This window comes from Pseudomonas sp. ICBG1301 (genome assembly GCF_016918385.1).
GTDB classification, from domain to species: domain Bacteria; phylum Pseudomonadota; class Gammaproteobacteria; order Pseudomonadales; family Pseudomonadaceae; genus Aquipseudomonas; species Aquipseudomonas palleroniana.
On sequence record NZ_JAEKGB010000002.1, the window covers coordinates 747,446 to 774,023 of the forward strand.

General features: G+C 62.2%; 18 protein-coding genes. 12 read left to right on the plus strand and 6 right to left on the minus strand.

Annotated features, from left to right (window positions below):
* Positions 1-82 precede the first annotated feature (82 nt).
* The 10 genes from JBE38_RS07210 (at position 83) to JBE38_RS07255 (ending at position 13,269) form a co-directional block, all read left to right on the plus strand.
* Positions 83-436 (plus strand): hypothetical protein, encoded by a 354-nt coding sequence (locus tag JBE38_RS07210; protein ID WP_060752626.1) that lies wholly within the window; start codon positions 83-85, stop codon positions 434-436.
* 259 nt (positions 437-695) lie between these two features.
* The gene (locus tag JBE38_RS07215; protein ID WP_060752625.1) at positions 696-1,655 is read left to right on the plus strand and encodes an AAA family ATPase; all 960 of its coding nucleotides are present in this window, start codon (positions 696-698) and stop codon (positions 1,653-1,655) included.
* A 5-nt stretch (positions 1,656-1,660) separates the two neighbouring features.
* Positions 1,661-2,593: a DUF58 domain-containing protein gene (locus tag JBE38_RS07220; RefSeq protein WP_205343993.1), complete on the plus strand. Its 933-nt coding sequence runs from the start codon at positions 1,661-1,663 to the stop codon at positions 2,591-2,593.
* On the plus strand, positions 2,590-3,081 hold the full coding sequence (locus tag JBE38_RS07225) for a DUF4381 domain-containing protein (protein ID WP_205343994.1): 492 nt from the start codon (positions 2,590-2,592) through the stop codon (positions 3,079-3,081). The genes JBE38_RS07220 and JBE38_RS07225 overlap by 4 nt, the downstream gene beginning before the upstream one ends.
* Positions 3,074-4,162, plus strand: coding sequence for a vWA domain-containing protein (locus tag JBE38_RS07230; RefSeq protein WP_060752622.1), 1,089 nt, complete (start codon positions 3,074-3,076; stop codon positions 4,160-4,162). Before JBE38_RS07225 ends, JBE38_RS07230 begins: the two co-directional genes overlap by 8 nt.
* Positions 4,159-5,898, plus strand: coding sequence for a tetratricopeptide repeat protein (locus JBE38_RS07235; protein ID WP_090370665.1), 1,740 nt, complete (start codon positions 4,159-4,161; stop codon positions 5,896-5,898). Before JBE38_RS07230 ends, JBE38_RS07235 begins: the two co-directional genes overlap by 4 nt.
* Positions 5,895-7,535: a BatD family protein gene (locus tag JBE38_RS07240; RefSeq protein ID WP_090370663.1), complete on the plus strand. Its 1,641-nt coding sequence runs from the start codon at positions 5,895-5,897 to the stop codon at positions 7,533-7,535. Before JBE38_RS07235 ends, JBE38_RS07240 begins: the two co-directional genes overlap by 4 nt.
* A gap of 267 nt (positions 7,536-7,802) precedes the next feature.
* Positions 7,803-9,044 (plus strand): exonuclease SbcCD subunit D C-terminal domain-containing protein, encoded by a 1,242-nt coding sequence (locus JBE38_RS07245; RefSeq protein WP_060752619.1) that lies wholly within the window; start codon positions 7,803-7,805, stop codon positions 9,042-9,044.
* Positions 9,041-12,679, plus strand: a complete 3,639-nt coding sequence (locus JBE38_RS07250; protein WP_205343995.1) for an AAA family ATPase — start codon at positions 9,041-9,043, stop codon at positions 12,677-12,679. The genes JBE38_RS07245 and JBE38_RS07250 overlap by 4 nt, the downstream gene beginning before the upstream one ends.
* Positions 12,676-13,269, plus strand: coding sequence for a glutathione S-transferase (locus JBE38_RS07255; protein WP_090370659.1), 594 nt, complete (start codon positions 12,676-12,678; stop codon positions 13,267-13,269). The genes JBE38_RS07250 and JBE38_RS07255 overlap by 4 nt, the downstream gene beginning before the upstream one ends.
* A gap of 9 nt (positions 13,270-13,278) precedes the next feature.
* Here the strand turns inward: JBE38_RS07255 and JBE38_RS07260 are convergent, their stop codons facing one another.
* The 3 genes from JBE38_RS07260 to JBE38_RS07270 all read right to left on the minus strand — a co-directional run bounded on the left by JBE38_RS07260 (position 13,279) and on the right by JBE38_RS07270 (position 15,067).
* Positions 13,279-13,458, minus strand: coding sequence for a hypothetical protein (locus JBE38_RS07260; RefSeq protein ID WP_060752616.1), 180 nt, complete (start codon positions 13,456-13,458; stop codon positions 13,279-13,281).
* Between the two features lie 156 nt (positions 13,459-13,614).
* Positions 13,615-14,790, minus strand: a complete 1,176-nt coding sequence (locus JBE38_RS07265; RefSeq protein ID WP_205343996.1) for a lactonase family protein — start codon at positions 14,788-14,790, stop codon at positions 13,615-13,617.
* Complete coding sequence (locus JBE38_RS07270; RefSeq protein WP_090370655.1) at positions 14,777-15,067, minus strand: DUF5629 family protein; 291 nt, start codon at positions 15,065-15,067, stop codon at positions 14,777-14,779. The genes JBE38_RS07265 and JBE38_RS07270 overlap by 14 nt, the downstream gene beginning before the upstream one ends.
* 246 nt (positions 15,068-15,313) lie before the next feature.
* Between JBE38_RS07270 and JBE38_RS07275 the strand changes: the two genes are divergently transcribed.
* Positions 15,314-20,248 carry a dermonecrotic toxin domain-containing protein gene (locus JBE38_RS07275; RefSeq protein WP_240202433.1) on the plus strand — a complete coding sequence of 1,645 codons (4,935 nt, stop codon included), beginning with the start codon at positions 15,314-15,316 and terminating at the stop codon, positions 20,246-20,248.
* A 443-nt stretch (positions 20,249-20,691) separates the two neighbouring features.
* Here the strand turns inward: JBE38_RS07275 and JBE38_RS07280 are convergent, their stop codons facing one another.
* Positions 20,692-23,067: an efflux RND transporter permease subunit gene (locus JBE38_RS07280; protein ID WP_205343997.1), complete on the minus strand. Its 2,376-nt coding sequence runs from the start codon at positions 23,065-23,067 to the stop codon at positions 20,692-20,694.
* Between the two features lie 16 nt (positions 23,068-23,083).
* Positions 23,084-24,124, minus strand: a complete 1,041-nt coding sequence (locus JBE38_RS07285) for a WD40/YVTN/BNR-like repeat-containing protein (protein ID WP_060752612.1) — start codon at positions 24,122-24,124, stop codon at positions 23,084-23,086.
* A 324-nt stretch (positions 24,125-24,448) separates the two neighbouring features.
* Here JBE38_RS07285 and JBE38_RS07290 point away from each other — a divergent pair, with 324 nt between their 5' ends.
* A complete protein-coding gene (locus JBE38_RS07290) occupies positions 24,449-25,564 on the plus strand; it encodes a Gfo/Idh/MocA family protein (protein ID WP_205343998.1) in 1,116 nt (371 codons plus the stop codon).
* A gap of 592 nt (positions 25,565-26,156) precedes the next feature.
* Here JBE38_RS07290 and JBE38_RS07295 read toward each other — a convergent pair.
* Positions 26,157-26,578 (minus strand): integrase core domain-containing protein (locus tag JBE38_RS07295; RefSeq protein ID WP_205343999.1); only part of this gene is annotated, 422 nt, incomplete at its 5' end.

The window sequence follows — 26,578 nt, forward strand, 5'->3', positions numbered from 1 at the left end:
GCCCACGACATAGCATGCAGCACAAAATTCGCGGCAATGGCACAATCGCCCGCATTGCGCCCTACCCCAGACAGGATTCCCCATGCTGCAACTGAACACCGACGCCTTGATGGCCACCCCGTGCGACGAAGAAGAAGACAACATGGCGATGCTCTGCTGCCACGGCAAGAACGGCGAGATGTTCATGCTCACGCGCTACCCGGACGAGGACGAAGTTGAGCTGACCTGGGATTACGAACCGTCGACCCTGGATGGCGTAAAGGTCACCTTGGGCGCCACGACCTTGCTGGTTGAGCTGGCCGCAGGTGATGCCGATGCCTTGGGCGGCAAGGATCAGTTGGAGATTACCCATGCCACTGCAGCGGCGGATATGGCCGAAGTCGAGGAAACCCTGCAAAACATCCTGAAGGGTACCGGCACCTTCACTCGGATTTAAGAACACCCAATATCGAAAGTGGGAGGGGGCTTGCTCCCGATGGACTGCGTAGCAGGCCCATTTTTGAGGCCGCTGCGCGGCCTATCGGGAGCAAGCCCCCTCCCACATTGACGGCGTTCTGACACAATAATCCTACAAGTTTTGCCAAAAATACCGGTTATGCCGTTAGTCGCCGCCCCCCTCGATGCATTAAAGTAAGCGCCCCAGGCCCGGTGTTTTTGTTCGACGCCCGGGCTCATCTCTCCAGGAACCGTCATCGATGGAACATCGTGAAGCGCTGCTTGCGCTGCGAACCTTTCTTTCTACGCAGATTCTCGGCCAGGAAAAACTCATTGATCGCTTGCTGATCGCCCTGCTCGCCGACGGCCACATGCTGGTCGAAGGCGCGCCGGGCCTGGCCAAGACCAAAGCGATCAAAGAGCTGGCCGAAGGCATCGAAGCGCAGTTCCATCGTATTCAGTTCACGCCCGACCTGTTGCCCGCCGACATCACCGGCACCGAGATCTATCGCCCGGAAACCGGCAGCTTCGTGTTCCAGCAAGGGCCGATCTTCCACAACCTGGTGCTGGCGGACGAAATCAACCGCGCCCCGGCCAAGGTGCAATCGGCCTTGCTGGAGGCCATGGCCGAGCGTCAGGTCAGCGTGGGCCGTAGCACTTACGACCTGTCACCGCTGTTCCTGGTGATGGCGACGCAAAACCCTATCGAGCAGGAAGGCACCTATCCGCTGCCCGAAGCCCAGCTCGACCGCTTCCTGATGCACGTCAAGATCGGCTTCCCGGACGCCACCGTGGAGCGCCGCATCCTGCAACAGGCCCGTGGCGAGGCGCTCAACGGCGAAACCAAGCCTGAACGCCGGGTCAGCCAGCAAGCGATCTTCGCGGCGCGCAAAGAGATCCTCGGCCTGTACATGGCTGACGCGGTTGAGGAATACCTGGTGCAGTTGGTCATGGCCACGCGCACGCCAGCCAAGTTCGACCCGGAAATGGCCGAGTGGATCGCCTACGGCGCCAGCCCCAGGGGCTCCATCGCGCTCGACCGCTGCGCCCGCGCCCACGCCTGGCTGGCCGGTCGCGACTTCGTCAGCCCGGAAGATATCCAGGCGGTGCTGTTCGACGTGCTGCGCCATCGCATCATTCTGTCGTTCGAGGCCGAAGCGGCCGGCGTTGACCAGGACCGTGTGGTGCAGCGCATTCTCGACGTCGTTGCCGTCGCTTGAACCCCATGAACGCAGGCGATGGCATCCGCGTCACTCTCGGCGAATTGATCGAGATGCGCCATCGCGTGCGGGAAGTGCAGTTGTTTTCCACCCCAAGCCAGCGCAGCCCGTTGATCGGCCTGCACCACTCCAAGCTGCGTGGGCGTGGCGTCGATTTCGACCAGGTGCGCGTGTACCAGGCCGGGGACGACGTGCGGACCATCGACTGGCGCGTGACGGCACGCACCCAGGAGCCGCACACCAAACTCTTCCATGAAGAACGCGAACGGCCGATCTTCATCATGGTGGAACAGAGCTGCCGGCTGTTTTTCGGCTCGGGGCAGATGTTCAAGTCGGTGCTGGCGGCGCAGGCGGCCAGCCTGATCGGCTGGGCCGCGCTGGGGCACAACGACCGCGTGGGCGGGTTGGTATTCGGCGACAGCGAGCACTACGAAATCAAACCGCGACGCAGCAAACAAAGCCTGCTGCAACTGCTCAATCGGCTGGTGCGGGTCAACCAGAGCCTGAATACCGAACGCCATCCGGAAGCCGACGCCCTCGGCATGGCGCTGCGCCGTGGCCGCGAAGTGCTGCGCCCCGGCAGCCTGGTGATCGTGGTCTGTGATGAGCGCGCGCTCACCGAAGGCGCCGAACAGCAGTTGAGCCTGCTGTCACGCCATTGCGACCTGCTGCTGCTGCCGATCTCCGACCCGCTGGACCATGCCCTGCCGGCCGCCGGGCTGCTGCGTTTCGCCGAGCGCGGCGCACAGCTGGAACTGGACACGCTGAACTTCGACCTGCGCCAAGCCTACAAGGCCCAGGCCGAAGCCCGCATTGCCCGCTGGGAACTGCTCGCGCAAAAGCTGCGAGTGTTATTGATGCCCTTGAGCACCCAGAGCGAAATGGTCGAGCAACTGCGCGAATACCTCAACCCGCAACGACCGGTTAAAAAGCAATGAGCAGCCTTGACCAACTGCAACCGCTGATTGCACCTCCCGCCATTGGTTTCTGGCCGCCTGCACCGGGTTGGTGGCTGTTGCTGCTGATTCCACTGCTCGGTTGGGGCTTGTGGTGGCTGCGCCGCTTCCTGCCCAAAAAACGCCCCGTGGCTCGTGCCGAACAGCCCCTGGACCCGCTGCGCATCGCCGCCCTCGCCGAACTGGCCCTGATGCCCAAACCCTACGACGGCGCCCCGGCCGGGGCCTGGCTGCAGCAGCTCAACGGCCTGCTCAAACGCCTGTGCCGCAACGACTACCCCTACAGCCAGAGCCACACGCTCAACGGTCGCAAGTGGCTGGCCTTTCTCGACAACCGCTGCCCCGCTGCGGGCCTGACCCGCTGGATGGTGTTGGTGGAAGGCGCCTACAAGCCCGAATGCAAACTCGACGATAAAGCCATCGCGGGCCTGACCCAAGCCGTCGACACCTGGATCCGCAAACATGTTTGAGTTCGCCTGGCCGTGGATCTTTGCCCTGTTGCCATTGCCCTGGTTGATGCGCTTTATCCTGCCCGTGGCCGACAGCGGCGAGCCCGCCTTGAAGGTCAGCTATCTGGCCGACCTCGAAGGCCTGGCGCGCCGTCGCGCCCGCGTCAACCTGCCGGGCTGGCGCCAGCAAGCGCCGTTCGTGGTGTTATGGCTATTGCTGTTGACCGCAGCTGCACGCCCGCAATGGCTGGGTGAACCGCTACCGATTGCCGCCAGTGGCCGCGACCTGCTGGTGGCGGTGGACGTTTCCGGTTCCATGGATTTCCCCGATATGCACTGGCAGGACGACGACGTCAGCCGCCTGAGCCTGGTGCAACACCTGCTCGGGGATTTCCTCGAAAGCCGCGAAGGCGATCGCGTGGGGCTGATCCTGTTCGGCAGCCAGGCTTACCTGCAAGCTCCCCTGACCTTCGACCGGCACACCGTGCGCACCTGGCTGGATGAAGCGCGCATCGGCATCGCCGGCAAGAACACCGCCATCGGTGATGCCATCGGCCTGGCCCTCAAACGTCTGCGCCAGCGCCCGGCGCAGAGTCGCGTACTGATCCTGGTCACCGACGGCGCCAACAACGCCGGGCAGATCGACCCGCTGACCGCCGCACGCCTGGCGGCCGAAGAAGGCGTGAAAATCTACCCGATCGGCATCGGCGCCGACCCCGAACAGACCGGTTCCCTGGGGATCCTCGGCGTCAACCCGAGCCTGGACCTGGATGAACCCGCCTTGAAGGCCATTGCCGCCGCCACCGGGGGACGCTACTTCCGCGCCCGCGACGGCGACGAGCTGCAAAAGATCAAGGAAACCCTCGACCAGCTCGAGCCCGTGGCGCAACAACCCACCCAGGCCCGCCCGGCCCAGGCGCTGTACAGCGCGCCATTGGCCCTGGCATTGATCCTGAGCATGTTGCTGGTGATCCAGGAGCGCTGGCCCGACAACGCCTTGCAACGCGCCTTCAATAAACTCTCGAGCAAAGGCCTGTTCCTGCAACAGCATCCTGAGTGGCGCCAACGCCTTAAACGCCTGCGTTTGCGGAGGCGTCGATGATCGACCTGTGGCCGCATTGGTTCCGCCCCTGGTGGCTGTTGCTGCTGCCGCTGCTCGGCTGGTTGCTGTGGCAGCTGTGGCACCGGCAAAAACGCGCGGGGCGCTGGCAGGTGATCCTGCCGCCGGCCTTTCATGCGGTATTGCTCAGTGGCGGCAGCGGGCGCGAGAGCAAATCGCCGTGGGTGCTGCTGGGCATTGCCTGGCTGCTGGCGGTATTGGCATTGCTCGGGCCAAGCTGGCAAAGAGTCGAGCAGTCCAGCCAGAAACCCGCCGACCCGCTGGTGGTGCTGCTGGAACTGACCCCGGAAATGCTCGCCACCGACAGCCCGCCCACCCGCCTGGAGCAGGCGCGCCGCAAGCTCTATGACTTGCTGCAGGCACGGGGCAATGCGCCGACCGCCATCGTGGTGTATGCCGGCAGCGCCCACACCCTGGTGCCGCTGTCGGATGACCTGGGCACCAGCCGCAACCTGCTGGAAGCCTTGCGCCCCTCGATCATGCCCGAGCCCGGCCATCGCGCCGATCTGGCGGTGGACAAGGCGCTGGCCCTGCTCAAGCAAGGCGGCCTCGGCCAGGGGCGACTGTTGCTGGTGGGCTCGTCGCTGTCGAAACAGGAACGCCAGGGCATCCGCCTGCTGCTGCAAGGGGCGCAGGCCCCGGCGTTGTCGATCCTCGGTATCGGTAGCCGCGAAGGCACCCCGGTCACCCAGGAGAGTGGCGAGTTCCTCAAGGATGATCAGGGCGCGATCCTGGTACCACGCCTCGACAGCCCGACCCTCAAGGCCTTCGCCAGTGAAATGGGTGGCCGCTACCGCGCCGCACGTCTGGATGATAAAGACCTGCGCCAACTCGGCCTGCTCGACGGCCCGCAGGCCCTGCGCAACGACGGCCAACTGCTGCACCTCGACACCTGGGCCGACCAGGGCTACTGGCTGCTCCTGCCGTTGTTGCTGCTGGCCGCTTGCGCCGGGCGTCGCGGCTGGCTGTTCTGCTTACCCCTGCTGTGGCTGGGCGCGCCGCAACCGAGCTATGCCTTTGAATTCCAGGACCTGTGGCTGCGTCCCGACCAGCAGGGGCAATACCTGCTCAAGCACAAACGCCCGGCCGAAGCCGCCGAGCACTTTGAAGACCCGCAATGGCAAGGCGTGGCGCTTTACGAGGCCGGCAACTATGCCGAAGCGATCAAACGTTTTGCCGAGGGCAATGACGCCTATTCCCACTACAATCGCGGTAATGCCCTGGCCAGGTCCGGCGCCCTGGAGGCTGCGGTCGACGCCTACGAACAAGCCCTTGAAGCGCAGCCCGACCTGCAACCGGCGTTGAAAAACAAGGCCCTGGTGGAGAGCCTGATCCAGGAACAGGCCCAGCCCGAACCGGCGCAGCCTGTCAAAAACGAGGATGACGAAACCACCCAACCCGGCCAAACTGCGCAACCGGGCGCCAGCGGGCAAAGCTCTACCGGTGGCGAGCAGTCCACCCAGGGCCAGGGTGAAGCCGGCAATACCGACAGCCAGGCAAACGCCTCGCCAAAGGCCGGCGGCAATGAGGTGCCGGGCAGCGAGCTGGGTGATGAGCAAACCACTACGCCGCCCTTGCGCCCCACCGATGCCAGCCTTGACGGCGAACATCGCCAGGCCCTGGAGCAATGGCTGCGGGAGATCCCGGACAACCCCGGTGAACTGCTGCGCCGCAAATTCTGGTACGAACAGCAACAACATCAGGACAAGACTCGATGAGCCGCCGCACCACCCTTCTGCTCCTGCTCGCGTTATCGACAGGCCACGCCCAGGCGGCGAACCTGGTCGCCAGCGTCGATCGCAGCCGCGTCAACTCCGGTGAAACGGTGGAGCTGACGGTGGAGTCCAGCGACGTCACCCAATTCGGCAAACCCGACCTGTCCCCCCTCGATGCACAGTTCGAAGTCAGCGGCACGCGCCAGATCAACCAGCTCACCACCCTGGGCGGCGACAACCACGCCACCACGCGCTGGATCATCACCCTGCTGCCCAGGGAAAACGGCACCGTGGTGATTCCGCCGCTGCAAGTGGGCGACCTCAAGACCCAGCCGATCAGCCTGCAGGTGCTGGAAACCGCCAGCCAGAACACCAGCGCCGAACTGGCGCCGGTGTTCATCGAGGCCAGCCTCGACCAGAACAGCGTGTACGTGCAGGCCCAGGCATTGTTGACGGTGCGCGTTTACCATTCGGTGTCACTGTATGACGACAGCAGCCTGACGCCGTTGCAGATCCCCGATGCGCGGATCGAGCAATTGGGCGAATCGCGTACCTACGAAAAGGTCATCAACAGCATCCGCCATGGGGTGATCGAAACCCGTTACGCGATCTATCCGCAGCACAGCGGCGCCCTGCTGATTCCGGCGCAGACCTTCAGCGCCACGCTGGTCGAACCGCGCCCGCCCCAGGAAAACACGCTGCAAGGCACCAAGCCAGGCAAGCTGATCCACGTCAGCTCGGCCGAACTGCCGCTGACCGTCAAGCCCAAGCCGGCGCTGTACCCGGCGGATGCGCCGTGGATACCCGCACGCAATCTGACCCTGAGCGAAGCCTGGAACCCCGAGCCCGACCACCTGCAAGTCGGCGACTCCCTGACCCGCAGCCTCACGGTCAAGGCCGAAGGTCTCTCCAGCGCGCAACTGCCGGCCCTGCCGAGTACCGACGTCGGTGGCCTGCGGCGCTACCCGGATCAACCGGTACTCGGCAACCAGAGCAGCGACCGCGGCCTGATCGGCAGCCGCGAAGACCGCGAAGCGCTGGTGCCGACCCGCGCCGGAGCCCTGGAGCTGCCGGCAATGGAAGTGGTGTGGTGGAACACTCACGAAGACCACCTCGAACGCACCAGCCTGCCGCCCCGCACCCTGCAAGTGGCCACCAACCCCAGCCTGGTGGTGGACACACCCGCCACGCCGACCGTGATCACCGCACCGGACGATGACCGCCTGTGGCTGTGGCAACTCAGCACACTGCTGCTCGCCTGCACCACCCTGCTCGGCTTCGGCCTGTGGTGGCGCGCGCGCCGGCAACCCGCCGTACAACGCACCGCGCAGACCGGCCCGAGCCCACGCACCCTGCTCGACGACCTCAAGCGCGCCACCCAGGCCAACGACCCACAAGCCACACGCCAGGCACTGGACGCCTGGGCGCGGCAACAGCCGGAAACCCTGGCGGACATGGCGGCGCGATTCGTGCCGCTGTCCGACGCCCTGGATGGCCTCAATGGCGCGTTGTACAGCGAGAGCGGCCAGTACTGGCTGGGCGAAGACCTGTGGCGCGCCGTAAAAGCCATCCCCATGACCGAACGCACCCAAACCCCGGCCACCGACACCACCAGCTTGCCGCCGCTGTACCCCAAATAGCGGTGGGAGGAGCTTGCTCAAATGCCAGTCAGTTAAGCGATAGAGCAGGCAGCGGGTAACCTGTGGCGAGGGAGCTTGCTCCCGTTGGACTGCGTAGCAGGCCCAGTCTTTTCAAACCAGAAGCTGGGGCCGCTTCGCGGCCCAACGGGAGCAAGCTCCCTCGCCACAGGACAGCGTTGCGCCTTACTGACTGTGCATTTGAGCCGGCCCCCTCCCACCGCTTTACAGGTAAACTCCCCTCCTTTTCATCTTTCCACGGAATTCGCCTTGCGTCTGTTTCATACCTCCGACTGGCACCTGGGCCAAAACCTCCACGGCCAGGAACGCGACTTCGAACACGCCTGTTTCCTTGAGTGGCTGCTGGGCCAATTAAAAGCCGAGCAGCCGGATGCGTTGCTGATCGCCGGCGATATCTTTGACACGGTCAACCCGCCGCTCAAGGCCCAGGAGCGCCTATACGATTTCATCATCAGCGCCCACGAGCAAAACCCCAAGCTCACCATTGTGATGATTGCCGGCAACCACGATTCCGGCTCGCGCATCGAATTGCCGGCGCCGTTGATGCGCCGCTTGCGCACCCATGCGTTGGGCCGGGTGCTGTGGCTGGACGACGGGCAACTCGACGCCGAACGCCTGCTGATTCCCCTGCCGGATGCCAAAGGCAAGATCGCCGCATGGTGCCTGGCGCTGCCGTTTCTGCGCCCGGCGGAAGTCACCGGCGCTCACTTGGGGGACGATTACCTGCGCGGTATCGGCCAGGTGCATGAATGGCTGATCGCTGCAGCCAAGGCCAAACGCAAAAAGGGCCAGGCGTTGATCGCCATCAGCCACGCGCATATGGCCGGTGGTTCGGTGTCGGAAGACTCCGAGCGCAGCCTGATCATCGGCAATGCCGAAGCACTGCCCGCCAGCCTGTTCGATAACCGTGTGGGCTATGTCGCCCTCGGTCATTTGCACAAGCCGCAGCAGGTGAATGGTGAAGAACGTATTCGTTATTCCGGCTCGCCGATTCCGCTGTCGTTTTCCGAAATCGGCTACAAGCACCAGATTCTTGACGTAACGTTTCAGGGCGAGCGGCTGGTGAACGTCGAACCGCGCCTGATCCCCCGTTCGGTCAATCTGCAACGCCTGGAAGCCGCGCCCCTGGCCGATATCCTCAAGCAACTGGGCGACTTGCCCGACATCGACCTGCTTGCCGAAACCCAGCGCCACCCTTGGCTGGAGGTGCGTGTGCGCCTCGACGAGCCGCAGCCGGACCTGCGCCAGCAAATCGAAACCGCCCTGCAAGGCAAAGCCGTGCGCCTGGTACGCATCGCCGCCGAATACGCAGGCGCGGGCAACCGCGAAGACCGCGATGAAGAGCGCCTGGTTGAACTCGACCAGCTCACGCCCCAGGAACTGTTCAGCCGCGCCTGGCAGGACAGTTACGGCAGCGAAGTGGATGAACAGACCTTGAAGGATTTCGCCGTGCTGCTCCAGGAAGTGCAACAGGAGGATGAACAGCCATGAAGATCCTCGCCATCCGCCTGAAAAACCTCGCCTCCCTGGCTGGGCCGTTTGAAATCGACTTCACCGCCGAGCCCTTGGCCAGTGCCGGATTGTTCGCGATTACCGGGCCGACCGGCGCGGGTAAAAGCACGCTGCTCGATGCGTTATGCCTGGCGTTGTTCGGCGCCGTGCCGCGCCTGGGCGACACCGGCCAGGCCAAGATGCCCGATGCCGACAGCGACATTTCCATCGGCGACCCACGCACCCTGCTGCGACGTGGCACCGGCGGCGGTTACGCCGAGGTGGACTTCGTCGGCGTCAGTGGCCGTCGCTACCGTGCGCGCTGGGAAGCCAACCGCGCCCGCGACAAGGCCAGCGGCAAATTGCAGAACAGCCGGCAAAGCCTGATCGACCTGGACAGCGATCAACTGCTGGCCAGCCAGAAAACCGAATACAAGGCCCAGCTGGAACAGGCCCTGGGCCTGAACTTTGAGCAGTTCACCCGTGCCGTATTGCTGGCGCAAAGCGAGTTCAGTGCGTTCCTCAAGGCCAACGATAACGAACGCAGCGAACTGCTGGAAAAACTCACCGACACCGCGCTTTACACGCAATTGGGTCGCCGTGCGTTCGACAAAGCCAAGGACGCCAAGGAAGCCCACAAGCAGCTGCAGGACCAAGCCACCGGTGTAGTGCCGCTGGCCCCCGAAGCGCGGGCCGAACTCGATCAACAATTGGCCGAAGCACAGCAACAGCTCAAGACCCGGCAGGCACAGCTCAAGCAGTTGGAATTGCAACATACGTGGCTCAAGGAGCTACGCGAATGGCAGGAACGCCGGCAAGCCGCCGCCGAACAGTTGCAGCACGCCGAGCAGCAATGGCATGACCAGGGCCAGCAACGCCAGGACTTAAGCCGCCTGGAGCAGTTGGCGGCGCAGCGCCATCATTTCGCCCGACAGGCCGAACTGGGCACCTTGCTGGCGCCGCTCGCCACGCAGATTGCGCAGCACATCGAGCAGCAAACCGCGTTGCAGAGCCGACAAGAGCAGGCACAACAACAGCACGCCGCCGCTCAGTCGGCCCTGACCGAGGCCTTGAAAAATCAGGCCGACGCCGTGCCGTTATTGCGCCGGGCCTTCGAAGAGCAGAGCACCCTCGCCCGCTTGAGCAAAGACCTGGCCAAGCGCACCGAAGACCAGCACGTGCAGGAAACCGCCTGCACCCAGGGCCAGGTCGCACTCGATGGCTTGTTGGAGAAACAAGCGCAAGTGGGCGAGCGCCTGCAACATCTGGCCAACGAACTTGAGCGCAGCAGCGCCCTCGCACCGCTGAGTGAGGCCTGGGCCGCCTACCGCGACCGCCTGCAGCAACTGATGCTGATCGGCAATCGCCTGAACAAAGGCCAGGCCGAACTGCCGCAGCTGGAACAGCGTGCCAGCGCCGCCGCCGAGCAGTTCACCCAGCAGCGCGAAGCCTTGGAGCTGTTGTACCAGGAAGCCGGCGCCGAACCCCACGCCGTTGCCGAACAAATCCAATTGCTCGCCAGCCTGCTTCAGGACAATCGCAAGCAGCAACGCGCCTTCGAAGATCTCACACGCCTGTGGGACAGCCAGCAACAGCTGGATCAACAGAGCGATGCGCTGACGCAAAAACTCGTGCAGGCCCAGCAGCAGCGAGAAAAGCTCAACCAGGCGGGCCTGCAAGCCAAGGCTGAATTGGCCGTGGCCGAGCAAACCCTCACGGTGACCAAGCAATTGCTGGAGCGCCAGCGCCTGGCCCGCAGTGCCAGCGTCGAGGAGTTGCGCGAGCAGTTGCAAGACGACCAGCCGTGCCCGGTGTGCGGCAGCCATGAGCACCCGTACCACCAGCCCGAGGCGCTGCTGCAAAGCCTCGGCCGCCATGACGAAAATGAAGAGGCCACGGCGCAGAAAGCGGTCGACAGCCTCAAGGAAACACTCACCGAGCTGCGTGGCGAAGTGGGCGGTTTGATCGCCCAGCAAAAGGGTTTTCTGGAACAGCAGGAGCAGTTGGCGGCGCAGCAACTGGCGCTCAAACCCAGCCTGGAAGCCCATCCGCTGTACGCCGCGCTGTTCAATCAGGAGCCGCCTCAGCGCAGCGCCTGGCTGGCCCAGCAACTCAACCAGTTGACGCAAAGTATCAGCCAGGATGAACAACGCCAGGGCGCCCTGCTCAACCTGCAGCAAAACGCCGGGCGCCTGCAGCAACAACTGCAAGCCGCCCAGGAGGCCAGCCAGCAAGCGCGCCAGTTGCTGGCAGACCAGCAACGCGAGCTGTCCAATGACCGCGACCGCCTTGAAGAAGAACTCAGCGCCTTCGCCAACCTGCTGCCCGCCGCCACCCTGGACGGCCTGCGCCGCGAGCCGGCTGCGACCTTCATGCAGTTGGACCAGCAGGTCAGCCAGCGCCTAGAGCAACTGGGACAGCAGCGCGATGAACACGCCGAGCAGCAAGAGCGCCGGCAAGCCATCGAGAAAGAACAGACCCATCAGCAGCATCGCCAGCAACAACTGGAGGGCTTGCGTCAGCAGGTCGCGGAACTGGCTGCCCAGCAGCAAGCGGCCCAGGAAACACTCGGCACCTTGTTGGGCGAATACCCCAGCGCCGAACACTGGCAACAGCAATTGGACCAGGCGGTGGCGCAAGCTCGTCAACACGAAACCGACGCCAACCAACAGTTGCAAGATTTGCGCAACACGCTGATCCAGCTGGCCGCCGACCTCAAGGCCCAGCAGGAACGCCAACAGGCACTCAGCGCCGAGCAACACACCCTCGACCTGCGCCTGGGCGAATGGCGTGCCCTGCATCCCGAGCTGGATGACGCCGGCCTCACCCGCTTGCTGGCGTTCGATGACCACGCAATCAGTACGCTGCGCCAGCAGTTGCAACACAGCGAAAAAGCCGTGGAGCAAGCCAGGGTGCTGCTGCAGGAGCGCGAACAACGCCTTGCCGAACACCAGGCCCAGCACAATGGCAACCTGGAAGCCGAGCAACTGGACAACAGCCTCGCGGCCCTCAATCAGCACCTGACCGAAGACGAGAAGCACTGCGACGCGCTGCGCGCGCGGCAAGTCGAGGACCAGCGGCGTCAGGACGCCAACCAGGCGCTGGCAGAACAAATCACCCAGGCCTATGACGAATGGCAGCGCTGGGCACGCCTGAACGCGCTGATCGGCTCGGCCACCGGCGATACCTTCCGCAAAATCGCCCAGGCCTACAACCTCGACCTGCTGGTGCACCACGCCAACGTGCAACTGCGCCAACTGGTGCGCCGCTACCGCCTCAAACGTGGCGGCAGCATGCTTGGGCTGCTGGTGATGGATACGGAAATGGGCGATGAACTGCGCTCGGTGCACTCGTTGTCCGGTGGCGAGACGTTCCTGGTGTCGTTGGCGCTGGCGTTGGGCCTGGCTTCGATGGCGTCCAGCACGTTGAAGATCGAGTCGTTGTTCATCGACGAAGGCTTCGGCAGCCTCGACCCCGAATCACTGCAATTGGCAATGGACGCCTTGGACGGTTTGCAGGCCCAGGGGCGCAAGGTGGCCGTGATTTCCCACGTGCAGGAAATGCATGAGCGCATCCCGGTGCAGATCCAGGTCAAGCGCCAGGGCAACGGGTTGAGCACCCTGGAGGTCAAGTGAGCGAGGCGCTGCTGTATTCGTTCCGGCGTTGCCCGTACGCGATGCGTGCGCGCCTGGCCCTGCGTTATTGCGGGTTGGCCGTGCGCATTATCGAGGTGAGCCTCAAGGCAAAGCCGGCCGAGATGCTGGCGCTGTCACCCAAGGGCACGGTGCCGGTATTGAGTGTGGCGGGCCAGGTGATCGACGAGAGCCTGCCGATCATGCAATGGGCGCTGGCACAGCACGACCCTGATGATTGGCTGCTGCAAGGTGACCCGGCGGTGTTGGCGCTGATTGCCGAGAATGACCAGGTATTCAAACATCACTTGAATCGATACAAGTACGCCGACCGTTATCCCGAACACCCGATGGAGCATTATCGGGCCGAAGGCGAGGTGTTTTTGCAGAAGCTGGAAGGTTTGCTGACCCAGCATGAATACCTGCTGGCTGAGCATATGAGCCTGGCGGATGCGGCACTGGCGCCGTTCGTGCGCCAGTTTGCCCATGTGGACCGGGAGTGGTTTGCCGCGACACCGTATCGGCGGCTGCAGAAATGGTTACAACGTTTTCTGGAGTCGCCGCTGTTTATTGCGGTGATGGCAAAACCCTGAAGCTCACTCCTACTGTTGGGTCTTGTGGTCCAGTGCGGCGTAGAAATTAGCGCTCTGTTGCAGGTATTTCTGGGTGTAGGCGCTGGTGCTGGATTTTTTGCCGGTCACTTCCACGCTGGCAGCAGCAGGCAGGGCCACGGTGGCGGAAACAGCGGAAGCGGCAATGACCGAAAAGAGATTGAAGTTCATGGCGGTAACCCTCGTGTTCGTTTGATTAAGTGGCCTTGGAAGGCCTTGGAACCAAACTTACGCCCGAGGGTTAAACCTTAGAAATGCTTTGAAACAGTAGCCGCTATTAATAGAATTAATAGAAAGCTTCAGGCCCCGCTGTACGGGGCCTGTGGCTTATTGACGCACCAGGAACTTGAGGTCGCTGGGCGCATCGATCGGCAGTTTTTGCACGGTTTTGCCCAATAACCCCGTCTTGGGGTCGCGCTCGACCACCACAATCTCGTTACTTTTCTGATTGGCGATCAGCAGGAACTTGCCGCTCGGATCCAGGCTGAACTCGCGCGGGTGGTCGCCCTCCACGGAACGGCGCTGGATCTCCTTGAGGTGCGCGGTAGCCGGGTCAACGCTGAACACCAGCAGCTGGTTGGCGGTGCCACGGTTGCTCACGTACAGGAACTTGCCATCGCTGGACGCGTGCAGCGCAGCACCGGCCTTGTCGGACACCGGCTGCCCGGCGGCAAAGTCCACCAGTTGGGTCTGGCTGAGCTTGCCATCGTTGTAGTCGAAAACGGCTACTTGCGCGCTCATCTCCGTGGTCAGCCAGGCGTGCTTGCCATCGGCGCTGAACAGCAAGTGACGCGGGCCGCTGCCCGGTGGCAGTTGCACCGATGCCGGGTTGGCCGGGGTCAGGGGCAGTTCGTGGTTGGCCTTGGGGTCGTAACGGTAGGCAAACAACTTGTCCGCCCCCAGATCCTGGACAAACACATACTTGCCGTCCGGAGACGACACCACCGAGTGCACATGGTTGGACGCCTGGCGCTCAGGGTTCACGCGGCTGGCCGGGTGCGCGCTCAATTGCACCGGAGCCGACAGCTTGCCGGCAGCGTCCACCGGCAGGACAGCCAGGCTTCCGCCCGGATCTTCCAGTACCGAATAGTTGGCGATGAACAGGTAATGTCCATCGGCCGCCACGCTTGAGTGAGTCGGCTCATTGCCCAGGCTCTGCACCTGGTTGATCAAGGTCAGCTGATGGTTCTGCGGGTCGATGCTGTAGCTGCTCACCCGACCGACCGGGTCTTTCTGGCCCGGGCCGTTCTCATTGACCACGAACAGATGCTTCTGGTCCTTGGAAAGGGTCAGCCAGGACGGGTTGGCCGTCTTGGCCGCCAGCGCAGGTTTGCCGTTGAACCGGCCGGTACGGCTGTCGAACTGCAGCCGGTAGATCCCTTCACTGGTGCCGGCGGTGTAGCTGCCCACCAGCAGTTCATAGGTGTCGGCAGGTGCAGCCTGCACCGACATTGCACCCACACTGCCGGCCATCAGCAGGGGCCAGAATTTACGCATGATCATCCGCTTCATCCTCATCGTTATTGTTGCCGGTAAACGCACTCAGGCAGACCAGGCGGTGCTCGCCCGACTCGCCCGTGAGCGTCCAGCTTTGCAAGGTGTCATCAAAGGTCGCGGCCCGTACCTGTTCCAGGCTGAAGCTCCAGCGTTTTTCGGCACGGCCGTCCATCGCGGTAATCAGCAGTTTGCTGTCGTCCAACACGAAATCAAAGGCGTGCAAGCCATCAATTTCGAGCATGTCGGCATTTTCAAGGGCGGCGGTCAGGGTTTGGGCAGTCATGGCAGTCAATCATTTACGGGAAAGCGCCAATGATAGCCCAGGGTGTCGGGGGCAGTGCCGATTTTGCGGGCAGGCCGGCTGCAAATACGTCGACACAAACGTGTCCGGCCCGCGTCAACCGGGGCGTTGGCAAAGATCTCGCGCAGCACTGGAAACAGTTCATAACGCATTTGCACCGTTAGCTGGCCGACAACCCAGTACTTTCGCGGCGCTGATTTCTTTTCACTCCGCCAAGGAAGCGCTTGCATGCCGTCGATCAACGCCCGTCCTCATCTTTTCTCCGTGTCACTGCCGATGGCCCCCCTGCCCCCTGCCGATGAACCGGCAGCGGCCGTGGCGCCGCTTTCAACACCTCCAAGGCCAATACGTTCAATCCAGCCGCCGCTGGGCCTGCAAGGCCGCTTGAAAGAGAACGCCCAGGGCGTTCCGGCTGCCGATACGCCGGCCAGTGTCGTCGCCAACCAATTCGCCACACGCCCGACGTTGCGCTCCGTGGTGGCCGCGCAGTTGGACTCGCTCTTGAACCAGCGCTACCCCACGTTGAGCTTCAACAGCGCCAACACCGCTCTGGCCGTACCGATCTCGACGGATCCCCTGCAATACACCTTGACCCCGCTGCTGGACCTGGCGCTCGAGCACATGGCCAGCGGCGGCGAACTGGCGTTGCCCGAAGGCGCCAAATGGGTAAGCCGCGACACGGCGACCACCCTCAAAGTCGTCGACGCCAGCGGCAACCGAGCCACGCCCCTGGACACCTACTCCATGGAACTGGCCATCCGCAGCCTGCGTCCCAACCTGAAGGCCGCTTACGCCGATGCGTTAAGCCATTACTGGGGGCAGGACGCGTTTGCCGGTACCAGCCGCTGGCGCTGGCTCAGCGACACACTCAAGGATACGCTGCGCATCGCCGGCCTCCAGCAACCCGGCCTCAGCGCGACCCAGCGTGAAACCCTGGACCAGATCACCGGCTACCCCGACCTCAGCGAACGCAACAGCCGTTATGGCGAATCCGCCGCGCGCGCGTTCATCGTGGATACAACCCTTGAGCAAGCGGGGATCACAGCCACTCATTCGGACCCGAGCCTGCTGATCACCCGCAATATCGGCGGCGAAACGTTGGTGCTGCACGCCACCGCTGCGGGCAAGGTCACGCCTTACGCCTCCCTGGAGGCGTTCACACAGGCATGGGAGCACCAGCTTAACCAGTCCTTCAAGTTCGACCGCCTCACCTGGAAGCGCCGGGAGCCGGACGGCAACATTTTTGATACCCAGGCGGCCGTGATGCTCGACCGCCAACTGCAAAACCTGGACGCAATACAGTTGCCGGCCAACAGCCGTGCCGGCGATCTGGAACAGCTGTTTTCCCAAGCCAGCGATACGGCCATGTGGTTCAACAACACGGCATCAACCCGCCCCCGTTACCTGCCTGGATGGCTGACCCAGGCCACCGACGCCGAGCGCTTCGCTTACCAGCGTCAGGCACTGGAACTGGCCAGCAGCGTGCAGCGCAACCAGGGCCGCACGTTCCTCACGGATATTCCCGATATCCGTACTTACGCCGAACAACAGCTCAACGCCCACCTGGCCTCCAAGGGCTACGCCGCCAAAGATCTGGAAGTGACCTTCAAGGTGCCGGTCGGCGATCTGGGCAGTGGTTACATCGAGCCGGTGAAAATGAGCCTGGTGGACATGGCCCTGGAGAATCTTGCGGGGCTGCCCGCCGGTGCCATGGATGTTCGCCTGCGCGGGCAACTGATCAAAGACCCCGAATTGCCACAGATGCTCAAGGATCTGATCACCACGATCGATATCGGCAAACACTACCCCGCATTGCTCAATCAGCACCTGCTCAGCGATACCGACGAAGCCAGGGCACGCGCAAAGCTTTTCATTGAACAAGTGCCGCTACAACTGACCCTGCAAGCGCTTGAGCTCAAGTTAAAGGGCGAAGCCGGCATCACCGAGACGGGCTATCGGTTGGTGGAAATCGTGACCCGGCCCGGCACCGGCCCACGGGAGGTCGACGGTCAAGCGATTACCCTGCGCCCCCTGGCATTTGTGCGCAAACCCGGCGCCACACCGGACGTCGTCGCCAATATGTTCCTGATAGAACCGCAAAACCCTGCATACGGCCCTCACCTGCTCTACCGTCCGCAGTTGTCACCGGTTTTGCAGGAATTTGCCAGCCGCGATGCCCTGCTCGCTGCGATCCAGGCCCCGGGGCCTCTGCAACAGAGCGTTTTGGCCTGGCTGCCAAGCGACAAGGTGCGGGCGATCTACGGCAACGGCGGCTTCAAGACGCCGCATATTGCCCGCTACGGGGTCTTTAACGAGTTCGATGCGCCCGCCACACCCGCCCCGACGAGCCTGGCCATCGACGGATATGGCGCCTGCGAGAAACTGCGCAAGGACTTACGGGACGGCAAGTTGATGCAGCACTTGTTCACTACCAATACCCAAAGCCTGGTCACCCTCGCCCAAGGCCAGTCCACCTCGGATATCCAGAGTCGTTGGGCCTCCTACAAGGAGTTGGGCTGGTTACTGTTCAATACCCTGTTGCCGGTATTGCGCGGCCCCGGCGCCATGGCCGGCTGGCTGCTGCAACTGGCCAGTGTCGAAAACGACATCAGGCAGGCCAGCGACCCGAAAAACTCCGACCCTGCGGGAGCGATGGTGGACCTGCTGGTCAATGTGGCCACGTTGTTAAGCCATGCCACGCCTGTGCGCCCACCGGAACGCGCCGTGGGCAATGTGCCTTTTAACCAGCGGCCGGAAGTTTCTTCCCCGTTGCGCCGACCCGCCGGAGATACATCCCAGGTACCGCGGGTAGTGGTCGAGCCAGACGCCGCACCGGTTGCCAAAGGCCTGCTCACGCACGACCAACCCTTTGACTTCTCGTTTTCCAGCCCGCGTGATTTGAGCCCCTCGCAACGCGCCCACATTCAATCGTTCAGCGTACCGAAACCGACCGGTACAACCACCCCCATTCAAAGTGGCGCGCGGGCGGGCCTATACCTCGTCGATGGCAAGCTTCACGCCTGCATCGAGAACCATTGGTATCGTGTCGCCAGGGACCTGGATGGTCCGTTCGTGATCAACGAGCAAAACAGAACCCTCACGGGTCCGCCGCTGACCCGTGACGCCAAGGGGCAATGGCAGTTCGACACCCGCCCCAAACTGCGTGGCGGCATGCCCAGGGCCAGCGAACGGATGAAAGCCACTCTGGACCGCAATATCGAACTCAGCGATGCGATGCTCAGGCGATACGCCGAACAAGTGGCCTCGATGCAACCGCTGGTGGGCGCCATCGAAACCAGTGATATGCGCTTGAACGAAACCGATGAAGCCCTGCGCAAGTCGAACAAAACCCTGAGGACGCTATGGGGCCTGGTAAACAGTGGCGAGCGTGGTGCCGGCTTTGCGCAACAGTACCAACAAGAGTTGAGGAAGAATAAAGACCTGTCGACCTTGATGCGCATGCGCTTCGAAGACGATCAGAAAAACGCCAATGCAATGCTTGCCCACAGGCGCATTGCGATCCAGGCGCTGAGCAGCGATAACCCTGCGATGAATTTCAATCTTTTCCGGGAAAAACGCGGGGACCAGTACAAGGCCATCGCCGCCACCCTGCTTTCACGCACGATCGATCACGTGTACGTCAACGACCAGTTCACCCATGCGAAGTCCGGTGAGCCGCTCGCAAAGCTGATTGAACGAACCCAACGCAATGAGCCCGGCGCCTACGCCGATCTGATCGAGAACATGGCTGACCACGTCGAGCGCCTCGGGCGCCAGATTGAGGCCGCCCAAGCCTATAACCAGGTGCTGAACGAATGGAAGAACGACTGCCCCGGTAATAAGAAACTCGCGGAGGCGTTCATCAAGGAATTCCCGCAGCCACCGGCCAATCAGGTGTTCACCGCCACCATGGAGCGCCTCAGCGCGCTGCGGGAGTTGAGCCTGGACCGAACCATCGACCCCCGCTCCCCCGAAGAAGCCTTTTTCCGCGACCGCTTCAACCAGGCCGACCTGAACGCCGCCGCGAACTCCCATATCGAGCTGCAACAACATGAGGGTTACACCGGCGAGGAACGTATCGCGGTGTTGAGCAACCTGATCGAAAAATATCAGGCCGAATTCAACAATGCGCACGCCTTGCAAGAGACCGGCCCCGACAGCGTCCGTGTGTTCTATGGCAAGCGTTATCTTGAGTGCCTGCAAGAAGTCATCACCCAGGCCCAGGTCGAGCTGGCGGACCTGATGCGCGAAGAACAGCATTTGCCACCGGTCGCCCCGCGCCGTGACGACAGGGCGCGCAAATCGCTGAACAAGAAGGTCTTCAAGACCCGCGACAAACAAACCCTGGTGGGTACGTTACGTGATACACAACCCGGCCAGGATATCCCGATTATCGACGTGCTTGACTCCCGCACCGGCCAACCCCTGAGCAGTTACAGCTGGCACTCGACCGAGGGTGACTGGGTCCAGATCGTCAGCGCAGAGCCAGTCAGTTCCCCCTCCGTGCCATCACCCAAGCCGCTGTCGGCCTCCATCGGCACGGCCCGCAAACTGATGGGTGAACAGGCCGGCATCGAGCGCTCGATCCAGTTCCAGAAGAAGAAACTGGATGATCCGGCTCGCCGGGAGACCGTCAACCCTCGCGATTGGAGCGACATGCTCGAAGCCCAGGCCGACCAGCTTGAGCAAGTCGCACAGGACGCCCAGGCCAACCACGGCGCAGCCAGTGAAACCAAAGCGTTGGTCGAAACGTGGAAAAATGCCGCCAAGGCCATGCGCGAGCGCGCGATCATGCACCGTTGTGACGGCTACCTGCGCCAGCTCCCCCGAGCGGAGAACATCGATTACCTATGGACCCATGGGCGCGTCGACATCAGCCTGGTCACCCGTGGCAAAAAGCTCAAGGGCGCGGACTTTCTCACGGAGTACGCTGTTCGTGAGAAAAACAGTACCAACGTGCTCTGGTATGCGCACTTCCACTACCCCAACACGACCACCGCACGAAATACCTACAGCGCCGCGCACCTGAAACTGCCCGAGCAGCGCTACATGACCCAGAAAGACCTGGTGGAGAATGCCGGGCGCAACAACCAACCCTTGAACAGCATCGTGCGGGCCAAGATCGAACCACCGCTGGACCAGAAGCTGTTCCTCAAGCTCTGAGTTGCCAGCACCCATGACAACCCTGACTCACCGCCTATGTTTTTGATCTGCTTTTGATCCTGATCTTAGGCGCCCCGTTAAACCACGCTGGCCGAACGCAGGCTTGAATCCGTGGGTAACCCGGCAGGACGCCGGGTTAGCCGCCCCGCGCCATGGATGGCGCGTGGCGGCGGCCCACGGATTCAAGCCTGTGTTCGGGCACACCGAGCCTGAGCGAGGTGCCGAGTGGTGGGGCGAAGGCCTTTTGCTTACTTTTGGGCCTCTCCAAAAGTGAGCCGCTGTAAGAGCGGAACCATAAGCCGCCGTTACCGCAGCAATGGATATGTACACGACCCACATCGCGGTCGGCTGACAGGCCGCCACGGGAGCAAGCTCCCTCGCCACAGGAGTAATTTGCCTCCTGGTTGATGGGCACCAGGGCATGCCGCCACCCGCCCCAGACCTCAGTGGGCAAACAACGAATTGCCCTTCTGCCCCGCCAGCTTCTCGGGCTTGATCAGGAAGCGTGCCAGCGCCGGCAGCAGCCACAGTGCACCGAACATGTTCCACAGCAGCATGAAGGTCAGCATCAGGCCCATGTCGGCCTGGAACTTGATGGCCGAGAAAATCCAGGTGCACACGCCGATTGCCAGGCACAGGCCGGTGAACAATACGGCTTTGCCGGTCGACTTGAGGGTCTGGTAGTACGCTTCCTGCAACGGCAGGCCAGCCCGCAGGAAACTCTCCAGGCGGCTGTAAATGTAGATGCCATAGTCGACACCGATCCCCACGCCCAACGCCACCACCGGCAAGGTCGCGACCTTGACGCCGATCCCCATGAACGCCATCAGTGCGTTGCCCAGCACCGAAGTCAGCACCAGCGGCAGCACGATGCACAACGTTGCCGCCCAGGAACGGAACGTGATCATGCACATGGTGGCCACGCACAGGTACACCAGGACCAGAATGGTCAGCTCCGACTGCTTGATCACCTCGTTGGTGGCCGCTTCGATCCCGGCGTTACCGGCGGCGAGGATAAACTCCAGACCGTCCTTGTTGCTTTCCTTGGCGAAGTCCTGCACCGCATGTACCGCACGGTCGAGGGTTTCGGCCTTGTGATCGTTGAGGAACACCAGCACCGGCGCCAGGGAGCAATTGTTGTTGTACAGGCCATCGGCACGGGCGATGGAGTTGTTCAACACGTCGGGGTTGCGCGACAGGGTTTCCCATTTCAGGTTGCCTTCGTTCATGCCCTTGATCATCTGCTTGGATACCGTCACCAGCGAGATGGCCGACTGAACACCCTCGGTGTTCTGCATCTTCCACATCAACTGATCGATGGGTGCCATGGCTTCATAACGCGAGCAGCCTTCGGCCTTGGTCTTGACCATCACCACCAATACATCGGAGCTGGTGGAGTAGTTGCTGATGATGAAGTTGTTGTCCTTGTTGTAGCGCGAATCCGGGCGCAGTTCCGGCGCGCCTTGGTCGAGATCGCCGATCTTGAGGTTCTGGCTGTACCACAGGCCGCCGCCGAAGGCGATCAATGCGAGCAGAATCGACACCGGCGCGACTTTGGCGCTGGCGAACCGGGACAGCAGGCGCCAGAACGGGTGTTCGCGATGCGCATCTTTCTTGCTCTTGGCGATCGCACGCTGGCTGATACCGACGTAGGAGATCGCCACCGGCAACAGGATCAGGTTGGTAAACACGATCACCGCGACACCGATCGACGCGCCGATCGCCAGCTCGCGGATAACGCCGATATCGATGATCAGCAGGGTGATGAAGCCCACCGCGTCGGCCAGGATCGCGATCATCCCAGGCAGGAACAGTTGGCGGAACGTGCGACGTGCGGCGGTCAACGCGTTATCGGCTTCACTGGATTGCAGCGCGATGCCGTTGATCTTCTGTACGCCGTGGGAAATGCCAATGGCAAAAATCAGGAACGGCACCAGCATCGAGTACGGGTCGAGACCGAAACCGAAAAAGTGCATCAGCCCGAGCTGCCAGATCACCGCCACCAGCGTGGTGCTCAACACCGCGACGGTGCTGCGCAGGCAATGAGTGAACCACAGCAGCAGAATCAGAGTGATGACGAACGCAATGCCGAAGAACATCACCACCATCACCAGGCCGTCGATCAGGTCGCCGACCTTCTTGGCGAAGCCGACGATGTGGATCTTGACGTTGGGGTTCTGCGCTTCGAACTTGTCGCGGATCTTGTCTTCGAGTTCATGGGAGAACTTGCGGTAGTCCAGGGCCAATAGCTTGCCCTGGTCCTGCGGGTCGGGGTAGGACTCGAGCAGCGGGATGTCGACGATGCTCGACTTGAAATCGTTGGACACCAGGCGTCCGACCTGGCCGGACTTGAGCACGTTGTTGCGCAGTTGGTCGAGGCTTCCCGCCGAGCCGTTATAGCTCTGTGGGATCACTTCGCCCCCGGCGAAGCCTTCTTCGGTGACTTCGGTCCAGCGCACGCTGGGGCTCCACAGCGACTTGAGACCGGAGCGGTCGACGCCGGGAATATAGAACACCTCGTCGTTGATCTGACGCAGGGTCTCCATATAAGCCTGAGTGAAGATGTCACCGTCCTTGGCCTCCACCGAGATGCGCACCGTGTTGCCCAGGTTGGCCAGGTCGTTGCGGTGTTCCATCATCTTTTCGATGAAGGGGTGCTTCAGGGGGATCATCTTTTCAAAACTGGTGGAGGGGCGAATCAGGGTCGCCTGCCAGAACAGGAAAATGCTCACCAGCAGGCAGATGACAATCACCGCCGGACGGTTGTTGAAGATCAGGCGCTCAAGGAGGGTCGCTTTATCGTTGTGATGACTGCTCATGCTTTCCCCGCCCTTATTATTGTTTTACGAGTTCTGCGCCAGTCGGCGTGGCGACACGCACGCCACCCTGCCCGGCTAGAATCAAGTTGCCATTGCCTGCCGCCGTCACGGACGACAGCGAAATGCGATCCGGGCGGTTGAACACACTGAACGTCACGCCATCGTCATGGCTGACCACCACGCTGCCGCCGTTGCCGACCACGACGAGGGTGCCATCATCGAGCAACGTGGCGCCCGACAGGCCGAACTCCAACGCACCGCGCGTGGCGTTCAACGCCACCGGCTCCCAGTTGCTGCCGAAATCCGTGGAACGGTACAGGTTGCCGCGCAGGCCATAGGCCAGCAGGGTCTGCGGCTGGGCCGTGCCGATCACGCCGAACAACGAGCCTGCATAGGGGCCTTCAAGTTTTTCCCAGGTCTGGCCCTCATCGCTGGAGCGGAACATGCTGCCCTGCTCGCCCACAATGAACAGCCCGGCGTCCTTGATCTGGGCGATGGCGTTGAGGTGATATTGGTCTTCGTTGTCGAGGCGGTCGCTGACGTCCGCCCACGTCCTGCCGCCATCGGTGGTTTCGATCAACGCACCGTAGGCGCCGACGGCCATGCCGTGGTTCGCATCCTTGAACCAGACATCGAGCAGCGGCGCTTCGCGCTTGAGGTCCTGGTACTGCTGGGCCCAGGTGGCACCGCCGTCGGTGCTGGCGAGAATCTGCGCATCATGACCCACCGCCCAGCCGTGTTTGTCATCGACGAAAAACACTGCCGTGAGCAACTGCCGGGTGGGGACCTTGGCTTGAGTCCAGGTGCTGCCCTGGTCATCGGAGTAGAGAATGTGCCCACGGTCACCGACCGCCACCAAGCGCGCACCGGCATGGACTACATCGATCATCAGGCCCTTGGCGGCCTTGGGGGATTCAATCGCGAACACCGACGGTGCGGCGGTATCACTGGCTGCCAGCACCGGTACCGACAACGCGGCACCGGCCAGCAACGAGAGCGCTGTGGCCAGCAACGCAACCTTGCGTGCGGCACGTGGGCGGCAGACAACCCAACCCATGACAGGCTCACTCATAGACCTTCTCCCATTTTATTATTGTTAGGGGCTTTACCAGGCGCTGAAACCTGCAATCTAGAGCGCCTGAAGGAAGCAGGGGCCATCCTATCGGGCTTTCGAATCGTCTGACAATCGGCGCTACGTTATCTTTTGTTAACTGGCAGCATTTGGCCATGTGCTGAATATAGCCACATCAGTAGCGTTGATTGTTCCTACATCTTGCACCGGAACAGTCTGACGATGAATTTTTATTCCAAATGTTGAATTTTAGAAATTTTTATTCCATTAATGCCGCTCCTGAAAACAACAATTCAAAGGACCACGGCTATGCGTGAACTCGGAATCGGCTTGATCGGCACAGGTTTCATGGGCCGCGCCCATGCATTGGCGTTCAATAATGCCCGTGCGGTATTCGAACTGCCGATTACCCTCAAGCTGGCCGCCCTGGCCGACGCCGACGTCGAACGCGCCCAGCGCTGCGCCACCGCCTGGGGGTTTGCCCAGGCCCATGGCGACTGGCAAGCGTTGATCAACGACCCCAACGTCGAACTGGTGGCCATCACCACTCCCAACCATCTGCACTACCCCATGGCCATGGCGGCAATCGCCGCGGGTAAAGCCGTGTATTGCGAAAAACCCTTGGCGGTCAGCCTGGAACAGGCCGACGCCATGCGCCGTGCTGCCCGCGCCGCCGGGGTCGTGACGCGGGTAGGCTACAACTACCAGCACAACCCGATGATCAGCCTGGCGCGGCAGATGATCGCCCAGGGCGACCTTGGCGAAATCATCAGCTTTCAGGGTGAATTCAGTGAAGACTTCATGGCTGACCCCGCGTCCCCCTGGTCATGGCGCTGCGAAGTCGCGCATGCCGGTGGTGCCCTGGCAGACCTGGGCAGCCACCTGCTGGCAATGGCGCATTACCTGGTGGGCGACGTGGAAAGCGTGTGTGCCGACACCCACACCGTGCACGCCCAGCGCCCTGTTACATCGGGCAGCAGCGAACTGAAAGCCATCGCGGTGGATGACCAGGTGCATGCATTGCTGCGGTTCGCCAACGGCGCGCGCGGCACGGTGAGCAGCAGTTGGCTTAAGCAGGGCTACAAGAACCACCTGAGTTTCGAGATCAGCGGCACCCTGGGCACATTGGCATTCGACCAGGAGCGCTTGAACGAACTGCGCTTGTACCGTGTCGGCCAGGACGGCTTCCAACGCCTGCTGGCCGGCCCCGCCCTGCCTGGCTATGCCGCGTTCAGCCCGGCGGCCGGTCACCAGTTGGGCTACAACGAGTTGAAAACGCTGGAGGTGCAGGAATTGATCATGGCCGTGGCCGGCCAAGGGGCCGAGGGCACTGACTTTGACGCGGCATGGGCGGTGGAACGGCTGGCGACGGCGATCCGTGTGGCGGCGAAGGAAGAACGCTGGATCAAAGTGCAAGAAGTTTAAGCGAAACTTGTAGTGAGCGGGCTTGCTCCCGATGGACTGCGTAGCAGGCCCATTTTTGAGGCCGCTGCGCGGCCTATCGGGAGCAAGCCCCCTCCCACAGGTTATCCATCGTCCACTCTGTCGCTTAACTGACAAGCATTAGGGCAAGCCCGCTCACTGCAGGGGCGTCCGAGCTTCAAATGTGTAAACGATGTCCCCGGTTTCGAAGGTATGGGTTGGGAGGCGGCCCAAAATCCGGGATTTCGGTTTCACTGGGACAACGTGGCGGCTTTGGTGGGGCGGCTACACCGCCCAGCGCGGGGCAAGCCCTAATACCAGTCAGCTAAGGCCTAACGCTTTCACTGTGGGAGGGGGCTTGCTCCCGATGGGCCGCGAAGCGGCCCCAAAAATGGGCCTGCTACGCACAGGGGCGTCCGCGTTTCGAATGTGTAAACGATGTCCCCGGTTTCGGGGGGATGGGTTGGGAGGCGGCCCAGAATCTGGGGATTTGGGTTTCACTGGTATAACGCGGCGGCTTTGGTGGGGCGGCTGCGCCGCCCAGCGCGGGTGTAGAACCGTAGACATCGTTTACATCTGAAACCGGGGACATCGTTTACACATTTGAAGCTTGGACGCGAGTCATTCCCCGTCCAAGCCTCCCCAAGGGATAGTCACACAGGTAAAGATCCCAGACATCATCTTCAGTCTCTTTCAGCCCTATTCGTTCTCCAGCTAGCGCTTCGCTAACAAATACCAGCTTGCCCTTCCACATTATCGAACCGTTCTGCCTGACGCTTCGAACCAGCATTTCCGTCGGGTATTCCAAATCCGGCAAACGGCCGGGATAGGGCCGAGTAGATGGCACATACAGCTCTCCAGGACGTTTCATACCGAGTGCTTCATGAGGCCGCACGTAATTGAACTCATGCCTGAAGTGCTCCAGCAAAAGCTGCTGCTCTATCAAGTTTTTCCCTAACGGCAACTCAAGTTTCAAGCTACGGTGCATTCGCTCATGGCGACCATTCTGGGCGGGTC